The 16,300-nt window shown below is 39.7% G+C and carries 13 protein-coding genes; all 13 read right to left on the bottom strand.

Translation table 11 applies throughout. The features are described 5' to 3' along the window. The coding region (locus EP737_RS17590) for an ABC transporter substrate-binding protein (protein ID WP_129729342.1) at window positions 1-497 on the bottom strand (497 nt) is incomplete at its 3' end. A 275-nt stretch (window positions 498-772) separates the two neighbouring features. After that, window positions 773-2,320 (bottom strand): response regulator transcription factor, encoded by a 1,548-nt coding sequence (locus tag EP737_RS17585; protein WP_129729340.1) that lies wholly within the window; start codon window positions 2,318-2,320, stop codon window positions 773-775. Then, window positions 2,313-4,085, bottom strand: a complete 1,773-nt coding sequence (locus EP737_RS17580; protein WP_129729338.1) for a cache domain-containing sensor histidine kinase — start codon at window positions 4,083-4,085, stop codon at window positions 2,313-2,315. The genes EP737_RS17585 and EP737_RS17580 overlap by 8 nt, the downstream gene beginning before the upstream one ends. 59 nt (window positions 4,086-4,144) lie before the next feature. Beyond that, window positions 4,145-4,774, bottom strand: a complete 630-nt coding sequence (locus EP737_RS17575) for a YesL family protein (protein ID WP_129729336.1) — start codon at window positions 4,772-4,774, stop codon at window positions 4,145-4,147. Between the two features lie 271 nt (window positions 4,775-5,045). Beyond that, a complete protein-coding gene (locus EP737_RS17570; protein ID WP_129729334.1) occupies window positions 5,046-5,891 on the bottom strand; it encodes a sugar phosphate isomerase/epimerase family protein in 846 nt (281 codons plus the stop codon). A gap of 376 nt (window positions 5,892-6,267) precedes the next feature. Then, entirely contained in the window at window positions 6,268-7,050 is a 783-nt protein-coding gene (gene kduD / locus EP737_RS17565) for a 2-dehydro-3-deoxy-D-gluconate 5-dehydrogenase KduD (protein ID WP_129729332.1), read from the bottom strand. Between the two features lie 34 nt (window positions 7,051-7,084). Further along, entirely contained in the window at window positions 7,085-7,915 is an 831-nt protein-coding gene (gene kduI / locus EP737_RS17560) for a 5-dehydro-4-deoxy-D-glucuronate isomerase (protein ID WP_129729330.1), read from the bottom strand. 46 nt (window positions 7,916-7,961) lie between these two features. Next, the gene (locus EP737_RS17555) at window positions 7,962-8,978 is read right to left on the bottom strand and encodes a sugar kinase (protein WP_129729328.1); all 1,017 of its coding nucleotides are present in this window, start codon (window positions 8,976-8,978) and stop codon (window positions 7,962-7,964) included. Further along, a complete protein-coding gene (locus tag EP737_RS17550) occupies window positions 8,975-9,628 on the bottom strand; it encodes a bifunctional 4-hydroxy-2-oxoglutarate aldolase/2-dehydro-3-deoxy-phosphogluconate aldolase (RefSeq protein WP_129729326.1) in 654 nt (217 codons plus the stop codon). The genes EP737_RS17555 and EP737_RS17550 overlap by 4 nt, the downstream gene beginning before the upstream one ends. Window positions 9,629-10,254: 626 nt before the next feature. Then, entirely contained in the window at window positions 10,255-12,831 is a 2,577-nt protein-coding gene (locus EP737_RS17545) for a rhamnogalacturonan lyase (protein ID WP_129729324.1), read from the bottom strand. Window positions 12,832-13,433: 602 nt separating this feature from the next. Next, on the bottom strand, window positions 13,434-14,336 hold the full coding sequence (locus EP737_RS17540; protein ID WP_129729322.1) for an AEC family transporter: 903 nt from the start codon (window positions 14,334-14,336) through the stop codon (window positions 13,434-13,436). A gap of 210 nt (window positions 14,337-14,546) precedes the next feature. Further along, on the bottom strand, window positions 14,547-15,287 hold the full coding sequence (locus EP737_RS17535) for a GTP cyclohydrolase II (RefSeq protein ID WP_129729321.1): 741 nt from the start codon (window positions 15,285-15,287) through the stop codon (window positions 14,547-14,549). A gap of 313 nt (window positions 15,288-15,600) precedes the next feature. Further along, complete coding sequence (locus EP737_RS17530; protein ID WP_129729319.1) at window positions 15,601-16,257, bottom strand: TetR/AcrR family transcriptional regulator; 657 nt, start codon at window positions 16,255-16,257, stop codon at window positions 15,601-15,603. Window positions 16,258-16,300: the final 43 nt, after the last annotated feature.

The following is a 16,300-nucleotide window of genomic DNA, read 5'->3' as shown; positions in this document are numbered from 1 at the left end:
AGCAAATCATCATTTGCGATGACAGATAACACGTTGGAACCTAAGGAGAAACCATATAACTTGTTACCAATCATGCCACCTGATAGATTGTTTGGATCAATTGAGCTTACATCAATTGTTTTGTTCTTTGTATAAGGTGCTAAATCCTCAAGCTGCCCCTTTTCGCCATATTGCGATAAGTACGCCAAATCCATTTGAATCACGTCAGGCAGCTGGTTTGCCGCAGCCATAGGCGCGAGCTTCTTCCAATAATCATCCCAGTTAGCAAATTCCGCTTCAATCTTAACGTTCGGATGTTCCTTTTCATACATTTCAATAACTTTCATTGTATAATCATGTCGAGGCTGTCCACCCCACCATGACACACGCAGCGTAATTGGCTCTTTTTCCGCTGCTTCTTTTTCTGTTTTACCTGATGTGCTTTCGCTCTTAGAGCCACAGGCTGTCATGACTACTAGCAGGACCAAACTTAGCATTGATAAGAACAATTTCTTCATTGCGATCCCCCTTCTTCCATCCACCTCTTTGTAAGTGCTTACATTTACTATTCTAGTCATTTTTTGAAAGCTTGGAATGTAAAAAACAGATATGATTGTTTAAAAAACAGGGATATCTCTTCCAGGTCTTTATGAGAAACAACACTATTTTTATATGTAACTGGGATGAATAGAAAAGCAATATCTGTTGCAATAGTATCTTTCCTTTTCTTGACATTACGGAGTAAGGATAAAAAGCACCCCCTATATAAGGTAGGAGGTGCCGCTGCGGAGTTCTAAAGTCCCTTTCGATATTCAGAAGGAGTGCATCCTGTATGCTTTTTAAATACTTGGCTAAAGTATTGAGGGTTATCGCCGAATCCTATCATTTCGGCTAGAGTTACGATTTTTACATCGTCCATCTGTTTGATCTGTTCCATCGCTTTTTCAATTCGTACCTTCATTACATAGTTAGAAAAACGTTCCCCTGTTTCTTGTTTAAACAGCTTTCCTAAATAATCTGCATTCATATAGAGCATTTGATTGGCAACCCACTTTAAAGATAAGTCCGGGTTGCCAAGATGCTCATTGATAATACCAATTACTTTATTAATAATAGATGAATGCTTTGTTTTGTGACAATTGTAATACGTAAGGGTGATTTCTTCTGCAGTCTGCTCAAAAAATGTTTTCATTTGCTGCACGGTATTCATTGCCATAAGAGAAGGGATTTTTTCCATGTATACATTCATGTGCTCTGAATCACATGTCTGGACCATAACAAGGAACAGTTGCATTACATATGATTTTGTTAAATGGATACCTAACCGTTTGTTGATGAGAGTAGTAAAAAAACTTGTAATCTCCTCACACGCATCTTCCCAATGCCCTGATTTAATTAGTAAACAAAATTGCTGTTCATCAAACTCTATCGAAAAATCACTATCTTGACTTACAGACGTTATATCCTTCTTTGTGATAATACTTCCTTCTCCTAAATAAAAACGGTGATTCAAGCATTCTAACGTTTCTTGATAAAGTCTTCTTGCACTGCGAATATGATCGGCTTCACTTACCGCAACCGTTGTATCCAGGCCGTAAAACTGAAAGAATTTCTCACGGATGAGCTTAATTTGATCCTGCAGCTGTGCTGCTTCCCCTTCCTCCATAATAAATAGAACGTATTCTCCAATAATCGTACTTAGCAAGGGAGAAACAAGGATTTCCTCCGCAATATTTTTAAGTGCATACATGTGCTCAAAAGAAAACTCACCCTCTAATTGAAATAAAAGAAGACGTACTTGTTGATCGCTCAATTCAATGTTAAACAGCCTTTGATAATAGCTTAAGTCCCTGTTTGTATAGATTTTATTTGAAATAAATTCCTTCAATAGCTGCTCCTTTATATAAGGCTGCGCTGTTTCAAAACGGCTTTTGATCCCTTGTACAAACTGTTCTTTATCTTCCTCTTCTTTGAGCTCTCCTATTACTTTTTCTAATGTTTCCATGATGGTATGCTCATTACAAGGCTTTAGTAAGTAATGCTTTACCCCATATTGCATAGCGCTTCTTGCATATTCAAACTCGGAGAATCCCGATAATAAAATAAAACGAATAGAAGGAAATTCCTGGTGCACCTTAGCTGCTAATGCGAGCCCGTCCATGCCCGGCATTTTAATATCACTAATAACAATATGCGGCTGTTCGCGAACAATCTTTTCATAGGCCTCCACGCCATTTCGTGCGGTATCAACTAATATCGTGTCTAACGCAGCCCAATCGATTCCATTTGAAATCCCTTCCAAAATAATTCGTTCATCATCTACCAATAATACCCTATACATATTCTTCACACCCCATTTGATACGGTAATATGATGCTTACTGCAGTCCCTTTATCAGGTGAGCTCTCTATCTGTAAACCGTATTGCTCACCGAAGGAGAGTTTGATTCGTTCATCAATGTTCTGTAAGCCAATACCAGTCCCTCTTGTTTTTACTTGTCCGCTCTTTATCTTATCAAGTAACGAAGTATCCATACCCGGTCCATTGTCCTCTACGGTAAGATACAGACAGGCTTCCTTTCTAAAGGCCCTAACTGTAATCTTACACGGTTCAATCGATGGCTCCAAAGCATAGTGAATTGCATTTTCAATTAAAGGCTGCACAGTAAGCTTTGGAATATAGCAGCTTTGTAAATCAGGGGGAATATCTAAAGAAAAATCCAGCCGTTCTTCAAATCGGTATTGCTGAATTGTGATATAGGATTGAATAATTTCAATTTCTTTCTCAATCGTAATGACATCTTCCTTCATACTGATAGAGTTCCGAAGTAAATACCCAAGTGACTCGACCATTTTGGAAATCTGCTTCTGCTGATTTGCCTTTGCCAGCCAGTTAATCGATTCTAAAGTATTGTATAGAAAATGAGGATTGATTTGGGCTTGGAGCGCTTTAAACTCCGTTTCCTTAATCAACAGCTGTTTCTCATAATTTTCTTTAATCAACTCATTGATTCGCTGGATCATAATGGTAAAATTACGATGTAAAGTACCAACCTCGTCCTGATGCAATGGAGGGGCAGGCAACGATTCCGCTATCGCAAAGTCCCCCTTTTGAACATGCTTCATAGCTGCAACTAACTTTTCAATCGGGCTTGTGATTCTTCTCGAAAATCTAACTCCTAAGGAAAGAACAAAGAGCGACAATAAAATAAACAAAAAGATTAGAGAATACTTCACTGCTGTTACCTTCGCAAACATAAGATTAAACGGTATGATGTTCCAATACGTCCAGTCCGCATAAGAGGATTGAATATGAGTAATAAAATATCTTTGCCCGCCTACCTTTTGAATTTTATAGCCTTGCTTTGTCTTGTTTGAGAAGTCAAATTGTTTAAAGCTATTGATCGTTTTTTCTGAAAAGAATACATCTTGCCCATTGGAAATCATTATACTTCCAGCTGTTTCTTCCCATTCCTTCGGCAGATCTCTCACGATTTTTTCTAAATCAACATGAATAACTAATGTTCCTAATTTGTCTAAGCTTAAATTTTCATACGCTCGAACTTGTCTTGCGGAAAATAAGAAATCATTGAAGCCATCTGGCGTAATCCAGAGGGTTCCTCCGTTCTGTTTAGCCGCCTGATAGATGATAAGGTCGCGCTGTTCTTTTGATAATGCTGCAGAATTCGTTCCAGCTACATATTCTCTTCCGTTTGCATCAAACAAATGAATCGAGTGGATATATTTTTCTGAGCCAGCATAACTTGTTAGCCTATCCCAGAGCTCATTTTGAATACGATATTGTTCATAACCGCTAATATTCCCTTTTAAATCTCTTAAGTTTCGCTGTATATCATTATCTGTAATAATATCGAAGGAAATTTCCTCCACCTTTTTCAGTTCATCCTCAATACTATTAGATGACATCATTAACACTTGGGAGGACTTGCGGTAAATTTGCTCATCATAAATTTGAAAGGCATATTGCAGCCCAATCAACATAAAAGAAAGAGAAACGACCATAATAAAGGATATAAAGATAACCAACTTATATTTAATCTTTAAGTTTTGATAGGCACTTGTTATAAAGAGCAGCAGCTTATTCATAGAAGTCAAAGCCCCCTCCTGCTTACATTCTTGACTACGTTTGTAAGCTTTTATTGAATCTAGATTGCTTGTCTCTTTGCGTAGCTGTGATCAATACTATGAAAGGCCTTGACAGCAAACCAGGTGACAACCCAACAGAAAACGCTTCCACTGAAGAATACAATGAATGTAACATGCAACAAAATCAGATACGTAGCCCCTAAAGCTCCAGCGGCCATCCCAAGTGTGTGTAAAGGCCGAGAAAATCCAATAATGAGTGCGTATTTGAATGTATGGAGTAAAGGAATATTATAGTGAGCATATACAGGAAAAATAAATAATACAATAACTCCATAAACGAATAATAAACTCATAAAAATAAACTTCATTATAGACATTTGCTCATGAAATACACCCAGTATCACAAAATCAAAGTAAAAAACAGCTGCAATGACAGACAAAATACATCCTATTATATTTATTCTTAGGAATTCCTTCTTATATGCCTTCCAAAATGTTTGGAAAATTGGAATGTCTGTATTTCCTGTCACCCATTTGCGAGTCACCGAGAATGTAGCAGCAGTGGCAGGCATAATACCAAGGACAACTAAGCCCGCAATAGAAAAAGAAACCCACAATATATTTAAATAAGCCAAACGCATAACCCATTCACAAAAACGGTATAATCCGTTCGTCACAAATTGTACCATATTTTCCGCCTCCTCTCATGAACCGACAACCTTTTAAATTTTTCCCTATTTGATTTGTATTCAACCATTTCCAAAACGAAAGTTAAACCAGGTGAACAATTCCAGAAATAGCTGCTCTGTTTACCCGAAACTTTTTCTATAATCTAACCCTCTTGGATTAGATGTTGCTTGAAAACACTTTCATATTATAATTGTAGAAAATTGCTTACATATTCTAAAGCAAAAAAACAGACATCACTGTTTAAAAAACAGTGATGTCACAGAAGCTTGGTTATGCAAAATCCCTTGCACTCTTATATTTATCCCTTAGAAACTCTATACTTTCCTCTATAAAGGGCTCTGTAGTTTCCTCCATCAAAATATTTACAAAAGGCTTTTTCGATTTTATAAGCCGGATGACCACATCATAGTCTAACAGGCCTTTCCCAACTGCTGTTGGCTTTAACTGATTATCCTCCACTATAAAATCCTTTGCATGCAGGATTGCTATCCGATCTCCAAATAATTCGATTGCTTCAGTGAAAATTTCTTCCTGCTGCATGTAATTCTCTATTGTTAAGAAATTAACTGGGTCAAAAATAACCTGAAGATTATTAGAATCTATCGTATCTAAAAGCCTTTTCATCACTTTTGGTGAATAAATCGGATGATTCACTCCCCCTTCAATCCCTACAATTACGCCAAATTTTTCCGCTTCTTGTACAAGCTCTCGTACACTGCTTGCGACCTGCTGAAATGGTTCTTCTTTGAAGTTCTCTACCGTATAGACAATGTCTGCATTCACATTTCCAGTTTCAGTTCCAACAATGCTGCAGCCAAAATCCCTTGCATATCTGATATGCTCTTTAAATCGTTCTAGCGCCTTCCTTCTTTCATCTTGGTCTGGATGAATCATATTAATATAACAGCCGAGCACGGCAATTTGAATATTGTGGTTACGAAAGGCAGTCCCAATCTTATATGCCATTCCTGGACTTAGGCTCCCTAAACCTGTATCGAAATCAAAGGATTTACCTAAAGCCAGCTGTACAGAGGTCAGCCCCTTATTTGAGATTTCTTGTACTAACTCCTCTAACGGACGTTTTTTCATATCATGCGCTCTTATACCAATATTCATGCATACCACCTATCCCTTCATTCATTCAATTCTCTATAAAACTCTATGCATTTTAAGCCTATACTCATCGATTAGCAAAGACAGAGACGCAGTTGTACTTATAACTTTATTCCTAGCATTTCTCACTACGTCGAATGGTCTCCCAGCTGGAAATTTATCCTTTTCTAAAGAAAACTCGCCGATTGGCGAGCCCTGCCTTTGGGCGAAGACAGAGGCGTAGTTGCACTTATACTGTATTCCTAAAATTTCCGACTACGTCGAATTCGCTGCTAGCTGGAAATTTATATTTTCTTACAGTGTAAAGTGAAATAAACCGTACCACCTGTTTGCGTGATACGGCTATCGAGTGTTCCCCTTATCCTACGTTATATAGGTATTATCTAGTTAACCAGCCGCCGTCAACTGCTAAAATATGTCCGTTCACATAATCGGAGGCGCTGCTCGCTAAGAAAACAACAGCTCCCATCAAATCTGCCGGAGTGGCCCAGCGATTAGCAGGAATACGTGACAAAATTTCTGCATTGCGCTTTTCATCTGCTCGGATTGGGGCAGTATTTGCGGTTTCTACATATCCCGGTGCAATTGCATTGATTTGTACGTTATATTCTGCAAGTTCATTCGCAAATGCTTTTGTAACACCTGCCACCCCATGCTTGCTGGCTGTATATGCCGGTACAAATTTGCCGCCTTGGAAGGTAAGCATAGAAGCAATATTAATAATCTTTCCGCTTCTTTGCTCTGCCATTACCTTTGCTGCCTCTTGGCTCAGAAAATATACAGAATTTAAATTGAGATCCATTACAGTGTCCCAATCCTCTTCTTTATATTCTAGTAGTGGCGTACGACGTATAGTGCCTGCGTTATTTACTAAAATATCGAGCTTCCCATATACTCTCATGCACTCGGCAACGATTTGTTTGACTGCTTGCCTATCCGTTAAATCTGCTTGAAAAAAGTGGACAGTACGACCTTCTTTCTCGATTAATTCCCTTGTTTCTTCCCAATTTGTTCCATGCGTTACAATAAGAAGATCTGCACCAGCCTTCGCAAGCGCTAACGCATATCCTTGTCCTAGCCCTGTGTTACCGCCTGTGACAATTGCAACCTTTCCATTCAATTGAAAGAGATTCATTGAAAATGCATTTAATTCAGTTGTCACGATTACTGCCCCCTTGTTGCTTTTTATCAGCTCACTATCTCAATTCACTCATTTTTACATGATCCATATCATGATAAGTAATGTTTTCTCCGCACATTCCCCAAATAAAGGTATAGTTGCTCGTTGCTGTACCTGTATGAATCGACCAGCTTGGTGAAATGGCTGCTTGTTCATTGCTCATAATTAAATGCCTTGTTTCTTCCGGTTTGCCCATAAAGTGGAATACGCGAGTGTCCTGCTCCATATCAAAATACAAATATACTTCCATACGGCGTTCATGTGTATGACAAGGCATTGTATTCCAAACACTTCCCGGCGAGAGCATCGTTAACCCCATTTGCAGCTGACAGCTCTCACAAACATTCGGATGAACATATTGATAAATTTTCCGTTCATTTAATGTGCCCGGTGCGCCAGCCTGAAGCGGATCAATTTGATTAATATCAATTTTCACCGTTGGATATGTGTGGTGGGCTGGCGTGGAGTTAATATAGAACTTAGCAGGATTGTTAGCATCCTTTGAACGGAATAAAACCTCCTTAACACCTCTCCCAACATATAAGCCGTCACGGCGCTGCATATCATATTCAGTGCCGTCAAGAGTAATTACACCATCTCCACCGATGTTAATCACACCCATTTCACGACGCTCCAAGAAATAATTGACCCCTAGCTCCTTATCTAACTTAATTGTCAATTCCTCTTTCGCCGGCGTGACTCCGCCGAAAATCATCCGATCCACATGTGTATATGTTAGATGTACTTGATCTGCTTCAAATAGTGTTTCTACTAAAAAGTGTTTTCGTAGTTCTTCTGTTGTGTATTTTTTCATATCATCTGGATGATGCGCATAACGAGTTTCCATTTTATTTACCTCTTTTCGTTGGTTTGTGTCTTCTTTATACAAACACTTATCGCATAATTTTAGCTGAGCCGTGATCTACAAACTGAGAAATTTCTTCTACTGAAAAGACATTGCAGTCACCGTGCACTGTATGTTTTAAGGCAGATGCTGCTATCGCAAAGGAAATAATTTGTTCCGGCGGCAATGTTCCTAGCAATATACCGTGCAGCACGCCTGATGCGAACGCATCACCCCCGCCAACACGATCAACAATTTGATCAATGTGGTGCTCCTTGGATTGATAGAGTTCTCCATTTACATACAAATTGCCTTGCAGTTTATGATTCGATGCCGATTGCACTGTCCGGAAGGTGGAACTCATATAGCGAATATTCGGATACATTTCCTTGATTTTTCTGTAATAATACTCTAACTTCTCTGTCTTTGTCAGAGAAGCATCGGCTGTTGGAATATCAAGTAAATACAGGGCATCCAATTCTCCACAAAAACAAATATCAATATAAGGCAATAGCGGTTTGATTGCTTGAGAAGCTTCCTTTTGACTCCAAAGCGTTGCCCGGTAATTAAAGTCAAAGCTCGTCTGAATCCCGCATTCTTTCGCTTTCTGCAAAGCCAGCATCGTTAATTCTCTTAAATAAGGGGACAATGCCAAGGTAATTCCAGAAACATGAAAGAGTGCTGCTCCCTCAAAAATCCCCTCTAAATCCAGCTCCTCAAGAGTCAGATTGGAAAAACTGGAACATTTTCGGTCATATATGACCTTAGCACTTCTTTCACCTACACCTGACTCTAGGTAGTAGGTCCCCAGCCGTTCTCCTCCCTTTAACAGATAATCGGTATAAACACCGTGAGATTTTAAGTGACGTTCTACTGCCTCTCCTAAAGGGTTATTTGGCACCTTACTTACAAAATATACATCATAACCAAAACGGGAAAGTGCTACACTTACATTTGCTTCGGCACCGCCATAATGCATAGTAAGCTTATTAGTTTGAGAAAGACGCTCTCCTGTATGTGTCGAAAGACGAAGCATAATTTCCCCTAGCGTGATGATCTTCTTCATACGCTAACCCATCTTGCTTCTTTTACTTTTTCAACATATTGACCTGCTATCTCAGTAATTTGTTCATAATTTCCGGTCTTGGCAGGGGCAACTAAATTACCGCCCACACCAACGGCCACGCAGCCGTTTTGTATCCATTGTCCTATATTCTCTAAACTGACTCCGCCAGTTGGCATAATGTTGACTTGTGGAAGCGGCGCTTTTACAGCCTTTATGAACTCAGGACCAAATGCATTTCCAGGAAACAGCTTGATGATGTCTGCCCCATGTTCCAAAGCTTGCTTCATTTCCGTAATTGTCATACAACCCGGCATATAAGGAACTTGATATAAATTACATAGTTTTGCTGTTTCCGCGTCAAAGCATGGACTTACAATGAATTGTGCGCCAGCCAAAATTGCAATGCGTGCCGTTACAGCATCAAGGACAGTCCCGGCTCCCAGCACTACGTTAGCATTGTTTGCATAAAACGCAGCTAATTCCTTAATTACCGCCTCTGCATTGTCAATCGTAAAAGTAACCTCAATACCTAAAATTCCACCCTTTACACATGCTTCAGAGATACGGACCGCTTCTTCTGTCGTATCCGCCCTTACAACAGCGACTACTCCGCAATCAGATATTTTAGTTAACACTTCTAGTTTCTTCATGTTTGCCTCCTGGAAGGGAAATATTATGATCGAGATACTCTACTAAACAAAGGATGGCCATGGATTGTCCATATGGCATGGGCGCCACCGGAATCTGTTTATAAAAATTAAGTGACTCTCCCAGTGTTGTCGATTCCCAATAATTAAAGCTTTTATTATCTATTTTGTGGCCATCAGCAAGAGGGATTGCCTATTTTTCGTCTGGATCCTTCAAATTCACTCGATTATCAATTAACAGCTCAAGCCGTTGTTCGATTTCTTGTCTCTGCATTTGATAATACTCCTTTTTGACGACTAAATAAGTAGCGTAATCAGAAAATGATAGCGCTTTAAAAATAAAAATAAATCCGAAAAGGTAAAATTTATAGATCTGTCTTTTATGTGTTTTTCTTATCTATAAAGATTACACTGTTAATTGTAATGATCCTGAAGATCTTTTTTAATATAAAAAACAGCCATCATTGTTCAAAAAACAGTGATTCTCATATTAGATTTCTCCCCGCGTTTATGTATTAGTTTTGGAGTCTGGTTATGCTCCCTAAAGTGGCGCAGACAGCCGCCCTGCTATTTCAAGGCGGCTGTCTGCACTGTTGTACTCTTTCATAACCAGGTTGTTTACAGAGCTGTTATTTCTTCTCTTCTTTCTCCCACATCTCTATGAGTAACTGGGCATGATGGGATAGGTTTTGTTTTGCTCGGTCTGAAATTGTGTGCGCCTGATTGTTTTCTCCATTGAGCTCAGACAAATATTTCTTTATAAACTTAATAGCATTTTGTACAGATCCTTTCTCAAGCTGATGCTTTGCCTGATTATAGCTATTCGTTAATTGCGGCACGATAGGACCAGTTAATTCATCCGCCTCTTTATACTCATTCATCAAATTCTCCAATACAGACATAACGCCCGGAGTCCAGAAGCTTGGTATTGGAACCTTCGACCAATCCGTATCAGATGCAAAATAGAAGTTTGTGTAGGAAGGCTGGTTATAGGTTGTGTTTTGTCTTGCTACCTCTGCCCGGTACTGTGGATCTTGCATTAATGTATAGAGCTTGCGGTCGGTTACCTCCGTGCTGAGATACATACGGATCGCAGAGCTGTCCGCTGTTCTCACAAGGAGCTCCTCTCTCCAATCTCCAAGTACATCAGCGACTAAGGAAGGGTTACCCTTTGTACCGTTATTTGTTCTTGTATCTGTAGCTGTGAGCAGCTGCCCCTTCTTCCAATCTTCAATGGTTGGTGTAACGTCTTGTGCACCGTTCACGATTTGTGTAGTCATATCTGCTGACCACTTAATATTCATGTTTGTCCCTGGTGTTGCAGAGCTCAATTTTTCGCCAGCGGCTGTCCACGTACCAACTGCCCATGTTTCTAGTCCTTTACGAGAAGGATCAATATCTCCTACCATGCCTCGTCCAGTATCCTTACCTGTGTAGCCGCCCGACAGCACTTTTCCCGTTTTAGAGTCACGCAAAGAGTAACCATATGGAGCGCTTGTTGCATTTTCATGAACCATGAAGGTTTCTAAGCCCGGCCTATCTGGATCGATATCTGTAACATGGAGCGCATCACCATGCCCAAGTCTAGCTGTTGTACCCGGAGACGCACTTTGCGGAGGCAATACATCCATCGAACTGTACAATAAGCTGCCATCATGATCAATTGTAGCTCCTCCGTAGACAATTTCCTGATAACCATCACCATCAACGTCCGCTGCACTGAGGGAATGAGCCCCTTGATTTGTCATGGCTCCGTACTCTGGATCAGTTCCTGATTTACCATGGGGATTGTCATTAAATGGATTGCTCATAGGCGTCCAGCCGCTATCCGCATACCAATGCTCCTTCAGATGGGTGCCGTCCCAGCTGTATGAAACAAGTGTGGAACGCGTGTAGTAGCCGCGAGCAAATACAGCATAAGGCTTTTCTCCGTCAAGATAGGCAACGCCCGCAAGGAAACGGTCAACACGATTTGCAGGCTCAATTCTTGGCAGGGCATAATCCCCCCACATCAGACCATCGTCATGACGCTCTGTTTTATAATGGATCGTTTCCAACTCAGCACCATCTGCCCCGTTAAACACAGTTAAATACTCAGGACCGTCCACAATAAAGCCTTCAAACTTTCTAAGTTCGTTTTTGCTGCTTCTGCTTGGAGCATATACATCAATAAAGTAGTCAGCCAAGCTTTCAGCATCTTTTCTTGATAACGGATAGTTATACTTCTTTTCGATTCCAAAGCACTCCTCAAGAGTTTTTGGCCAATGACCATTTACAACCTCCTCATGCTTGTCCCAGCCCATAAACATGTTCACTACATGCTCATAGTAATCACTTGCACTCATACGATAATCATCCTCGTTACTATAACCGGCTTGAATGTCCTCTTGAGGCATTGTAATATATTTTTCAGATACTATATTTCCTGCTGTATCGAACTTGATGACCTTTGTACCAGGAGCTGTTTTAAACATCATTTCAGCTTTTCCATCTCCGTCAAAGTCGTATACCATAAATTGTGTATAATGAGCACCCGCTCTAATATTAACGCCTAGATCTATTCGATACAGAAGTGTTCCATCAAATTTATAACAGTCAATATACACATTTCCTGTATAGCCTTTAATGGAAACATCTTTAGAATTTGATGGGTCCCATTTCACGAAGTACTCATATTGACCATCGCCATCTACATCGCCAACGCTCATATCATTAGCTGAATACGTATACGTTTCCCCTGCAGGTGTGATGCCATCTGTTGGTTTTTTCAATTTTAAGTCGTAATATTGCTTTCTCCATGGGGTAACAGTTGAGCTTTGGTCGACTTCTTTTCCATTCACTACAGCACTTACGTAATACTTAGAGGCAGCGCTTCCCTCTTTATCCAAATAATTTGTGCTATCTTCCACTGTTGCAATTTTTTTACCATCACGATATACGTTAAAGTTTGCACCCGTTAAGCCTTTGTTAGAATAACCGTTTACTTCATTAGCTAAAAGTCTCCAGCTAAGAAACACACCTTCAGATGTAGGCGCCGCAGCCAAGCCTCTGTCAAGATATTCTAATTGTACACCTGCCCCCTTACCTGCTTCCCTTTCCTTCTGTGCATGGGCGGCAGTTGCGTTATCAATACTCGTAAAAAGCATCGGCACTGTTAAAGCTACAGTTAGTGCCTTATTAACGAACGAAGATTTCTTTTGATCCATGTTCTTGCCACCTTCCTTAAACAATCTTTATAGTCCTTTGAACATCATAGTTTCTAACAAAGATAGGCAGTGAAATATGTAATTGCTGTACTCATTTGGCAACGATACTAAATCATAACGACGATTGTTCGCGCTTACATTAGGATCTGCTACAACGCCTCCCTGTCAGTAATAATTGCTCTCTCTTATGAAAACCCTTTCAAAAACTGGTCTATAAAGAGGAAATCCTTTTACATTATAATTTGATTATTCTGAATTCTACATGGAAAAATCAGTTGTTTTTGTTAAAAAAACAGACTTATTCCTAAAGCAATCAAGAAAACTCACCGATTGGCCTCCTAGCCAGAAATTGATACATTTTTAAAACGCAAGAAAGCGAACCATTCGGTTCGCTTTCTTACAGTGCAAAGCAAAAAAAAACGATGCCCACACCTTTCTTTGTCATAAAAAGGCATGGCATCGTTTTTATTACACTGTAGGAAAGTATAAACTTCCAGCTAGAAGTGAATTCGACGTAGTCGGAAATTTTAGGAATACAGTGTAAGGGCAACTACGCCTCTGTCTTCGCCCAAAGACAGGGCTCGCCAGTCGGCGAGTTTTCTTTAAAGGACAAGCGCAAAAATGATCGGCAAGGTAGCCAAGCTTAATGATGTACTAACTAGTGTCGCGCTTGAAACAAACTCAGGCTCAGTGTCAAACTGAATAGCATACATCGTTGTATTAGCAGCTGTGGGCATGGCAGCGATAATGACCATAATCTGCTTTACCATGTCATCCATAGGAAACAGCATTGTTAAGCCGTATGCGATAACAGGCGAGATGGCCAGCTTAATCATAAGGGAAAAAGAAATTTTTTCCTTAGCCAGATTTCTGATTGATATTTTTGCAAGCTGCATGCCCAGCACAATCATAATTGTTGGAATGGCTGCGTTTCCGACTAAATCAATTGCTTCACGAACTGATCCGCTTAGCGGTACGTGCAGCATTTGAAATGCAAGTCCAAGCATCGCACCGTATATCATTGGCATACGCCGCACAGCACGCAAAGCAGAGCGAACACCGTCTCCAGCCGGACTTCCTTTGGCTGCGTAATACACACCGACCGTACACATCACAAGCGATTGAATAACCATTAAAATAATGCCATAATCGAGTCCTGTTGCCCCAAACAAAAGTAAAAGTACAGGCGTGCCGTAGTTACCATTATTCATAAATACCGATGCCAAAATCATACCGCACGTTTCTGGCCTCGAATAGTTTCGCATAGAGGCAACAATATAGACAATAGAAATTAATATAAAGCAAAGAATAACAAGATATAATGTCATATACAAATACTCTACAGTAAATGTTGTTTTGTAAAAAGTACGGAATACAAGCACAGGCGACATTAAATACATAGACATCGCAGAAATTGTTTTTGTGTCAAAGCCGATTTTTTTCTCTCCAATATAACCGAGTACAAAAATCCCAAAGATCGGCAAAAGCACTTCAAGAAACTCCATTCTCCTCACCTTCGCTATTAAAATTTGAGTTATTTATAAAGATTCTGCCAGTACTCTATTAGAATCTTCTATTAAACTCTTATCATTTTATCATAACGATGCGAGGAAAGTCCTACTATATGAATGGAAGTTTGTTCTATGATATCTTTTTCCAAAATACAAATTGATTATCAAAGCTACGTAAGAGCGAGTTCCACATGAAACCCACTCTTACTCCTCTCTAGCTTCTGCCCTTAAATGACCAGATCGTTTAATTTTTGTTTGAAGATATTTCTCATTAAATTCAGACACATCTCCCCATAGCGACTCTCGATCTGACACATTTAATCCTGCGTTTTGGAGTGCCTGCAGCTTTTTCGGATTATTTGTAATAAGCGTTACTGGCTTGGATCTTAATGTCTTTAACACTTCGATGGCATCATCATAGTTGCGGGCATCATCGACAAAACCAAGACTCAAGTTGGCTTCGACCGTATCTAAGCCTTTTTCCTGCAACACGTACGCCATCGCTTTACTAAATAAACCAATGCCGCGGCCTTCATGATTTGCCAAGTAAAAAAGGGCGCCTGTTCCGTGCTCTGTGATCATCTTCATCGACTGCTTTAATTGAAAGCCACAGTCACAGCGCTTGCTGCCAAATATATCTCCCGTATGGCAAATGCTATGCATACGGATTAGCGCATCGTCAGCATTTGCAAAATCACCATATACAAGCACGCTGGACTGCTGCATTTCTGCTAAATCCACAGATGATAGCTTCTCGATAATCCGTTCGATTCGATCTGTTACTTCATTGCAATTCAGCCAGCAATACCACTGAAATGTCTTCGTTTCTCCATATAAGTTAACCGGCAATTTTACAGGACCAACTAAATAAATGGCCCCTTCATTGCGATGAATCATTTGAATTTTGTCTTCTAGCATATGAATGATACTTTCTTTAACTGTCATATATGTCCCCCCTGAAACTGAATGTGTTTCATAACAATAGCACTTCTGCACTGTTCAAACATTTAGTTATTTTATGTAAGTAACTTTACACTTGTAACGATTGTACGTCAAATAACTAGGTTTCTTCTTAAAATTATCTTACTTCTTGCCAATATGGGATTATAGCTCTTTCTTAATTTGTTTCTTAGTATCCCTAATATTCCTTGAATGACTCCCCCTAACATCCTTTCAGAAATCTGTTAAAAACAGAGTAACTGAAAAAAATAACCTTTACCATATGGATAAAGGTTTTCTAACGAAATTGAAGACGATATTATTTTGATTCACCAATGCCTTGTAAGATCAAACGAACTAGATTTTCTACCTCTGCTTCATCATCCCACTTGCTATTTGGAAAAAAAGCAAAGCGAGATATACAATACCCAAAGATACACGTTCCCAGCATGCGTAAAAGAGTAGCGTTCGGAAGATCTAGCAGTTCTCCTCGCTGTTTATAAGTATCAAGAACAGCACCAAACACCGGAAGCGCCTTTTGCTCAAACATCTTCATAAGATATTGTCGTAAATCCTCCCGATTTAATAATTCCGCTACTAGAATTTTGAAGATATCTATATGCTCTTCCAAAAAGGCGAAACGATTTTTAATAATTGCTGTTAAAAAACTCTCGAAGCTATCATAAGGTTTACTTACTACACCTTTAATGAACTCATCGGCTACGATAGGCGCAGCTTCCATTAAAAATGGAACAATGACTGAAAGCAGTAAATTTTCCTTCGTGCCAAAATGGCGAAAAATCGTTCCTTCAGCCACCTCAGCTGCCTTGGCAATTTCATTTGTTGACGTAGCTGTATAGCCTTTTTCAGCAAATATTTTAATCGCCGCTTCTACTATCCTTTGCTGCTTATCAGTTCTTTTTTCCTTCAGGTTCATTTGCATGAGTGCGGACTCGATTAAATTCTTCGATGACAATAGTATCACTTCTTTCTATCTGCATTCTAATCCTTTCTTATTT

The sequence above is a fragment of the Ectobacillus funiculus genome, from assembly GCF_004138295.1.
In the GTDB taxonomy this organism is placed as follows: Bacteria; Bacillota; Bacilli; order Bacillales; family Bacillaceae_G; genus Ectobacillus; species Ectobacillus funiculus.
This window is presented reverse-complemented; position numbering and strand designations above follow the sequence as displayed.

Coding starts and splice junctions, on each gene's coding strand:
- EP737_RS17585 (WP_129729340.1), bottom strand. CDS start 2,320: ATGTATAGGGTATTATTGGTAGATGATGAACGAATTATTTTGGAAGGG.
- EP737_RS17580 (WP_129729338.1), bottom strand. CDS start 4,085: ATGAATAAGCTGCTGCTCTTTATAACAAGTGCCTATCAAAACTTAAAG.
- EP737_RS17575 (WP_129729336.1), bottom strand. CDS start 4,774: ATGGTACAATTTGTGACGAACGGATTATACCGTTTTTGTGAATGGGTT.
- EP737_RS17570 (WP_129729334.1), bottom strand. CDS start 5,891: ATGAATATTGGTATAAGAGCGCATGATATGAAAAAACGTCCGTTAGAG.
- kduI (WP_129729330.1), bottom strand. CDS start 7,915: ATGGAAACTCGTTATGCGCATCATCCAGATGATATGAAAAAATACACA.
- EP737_RS17555 (WP_129729328.1), bottom strand. CDS start 8,978: ATGAAGAAGATCATCACGCTAGGGGAAATTATGCTTCGTCTTTCGACA.
- EP737_RS17550 (WP_129729326.1), bottom strand. CDS start 9,628: ATGAAGAAACTAGAAGTGTTAACTAAAATATCTGATTGCGGAGTAGTC.
- EP737_RS17545 (WP_129729324.1), bottom strand. CDS start 12,831: ATGGATCAAAAGAAATCTTCGTTCGTTAATAAGGCACTAACTGTAGCT.
- EP737_RS17540 (WP_129729322.1), bottom strand. CDS start 14,336: ATGGAGTTTCTTGAAGTGCTTTTGCCGATCTTTGGGATTTTTGTACTC.
- EP737_RS17535 (WP_129729321.1), bottom strand. CDS start 15,287: ATGACAGTTAAAGAAAGTATCATTCATATGCTAGAAGACAAAATTCAA.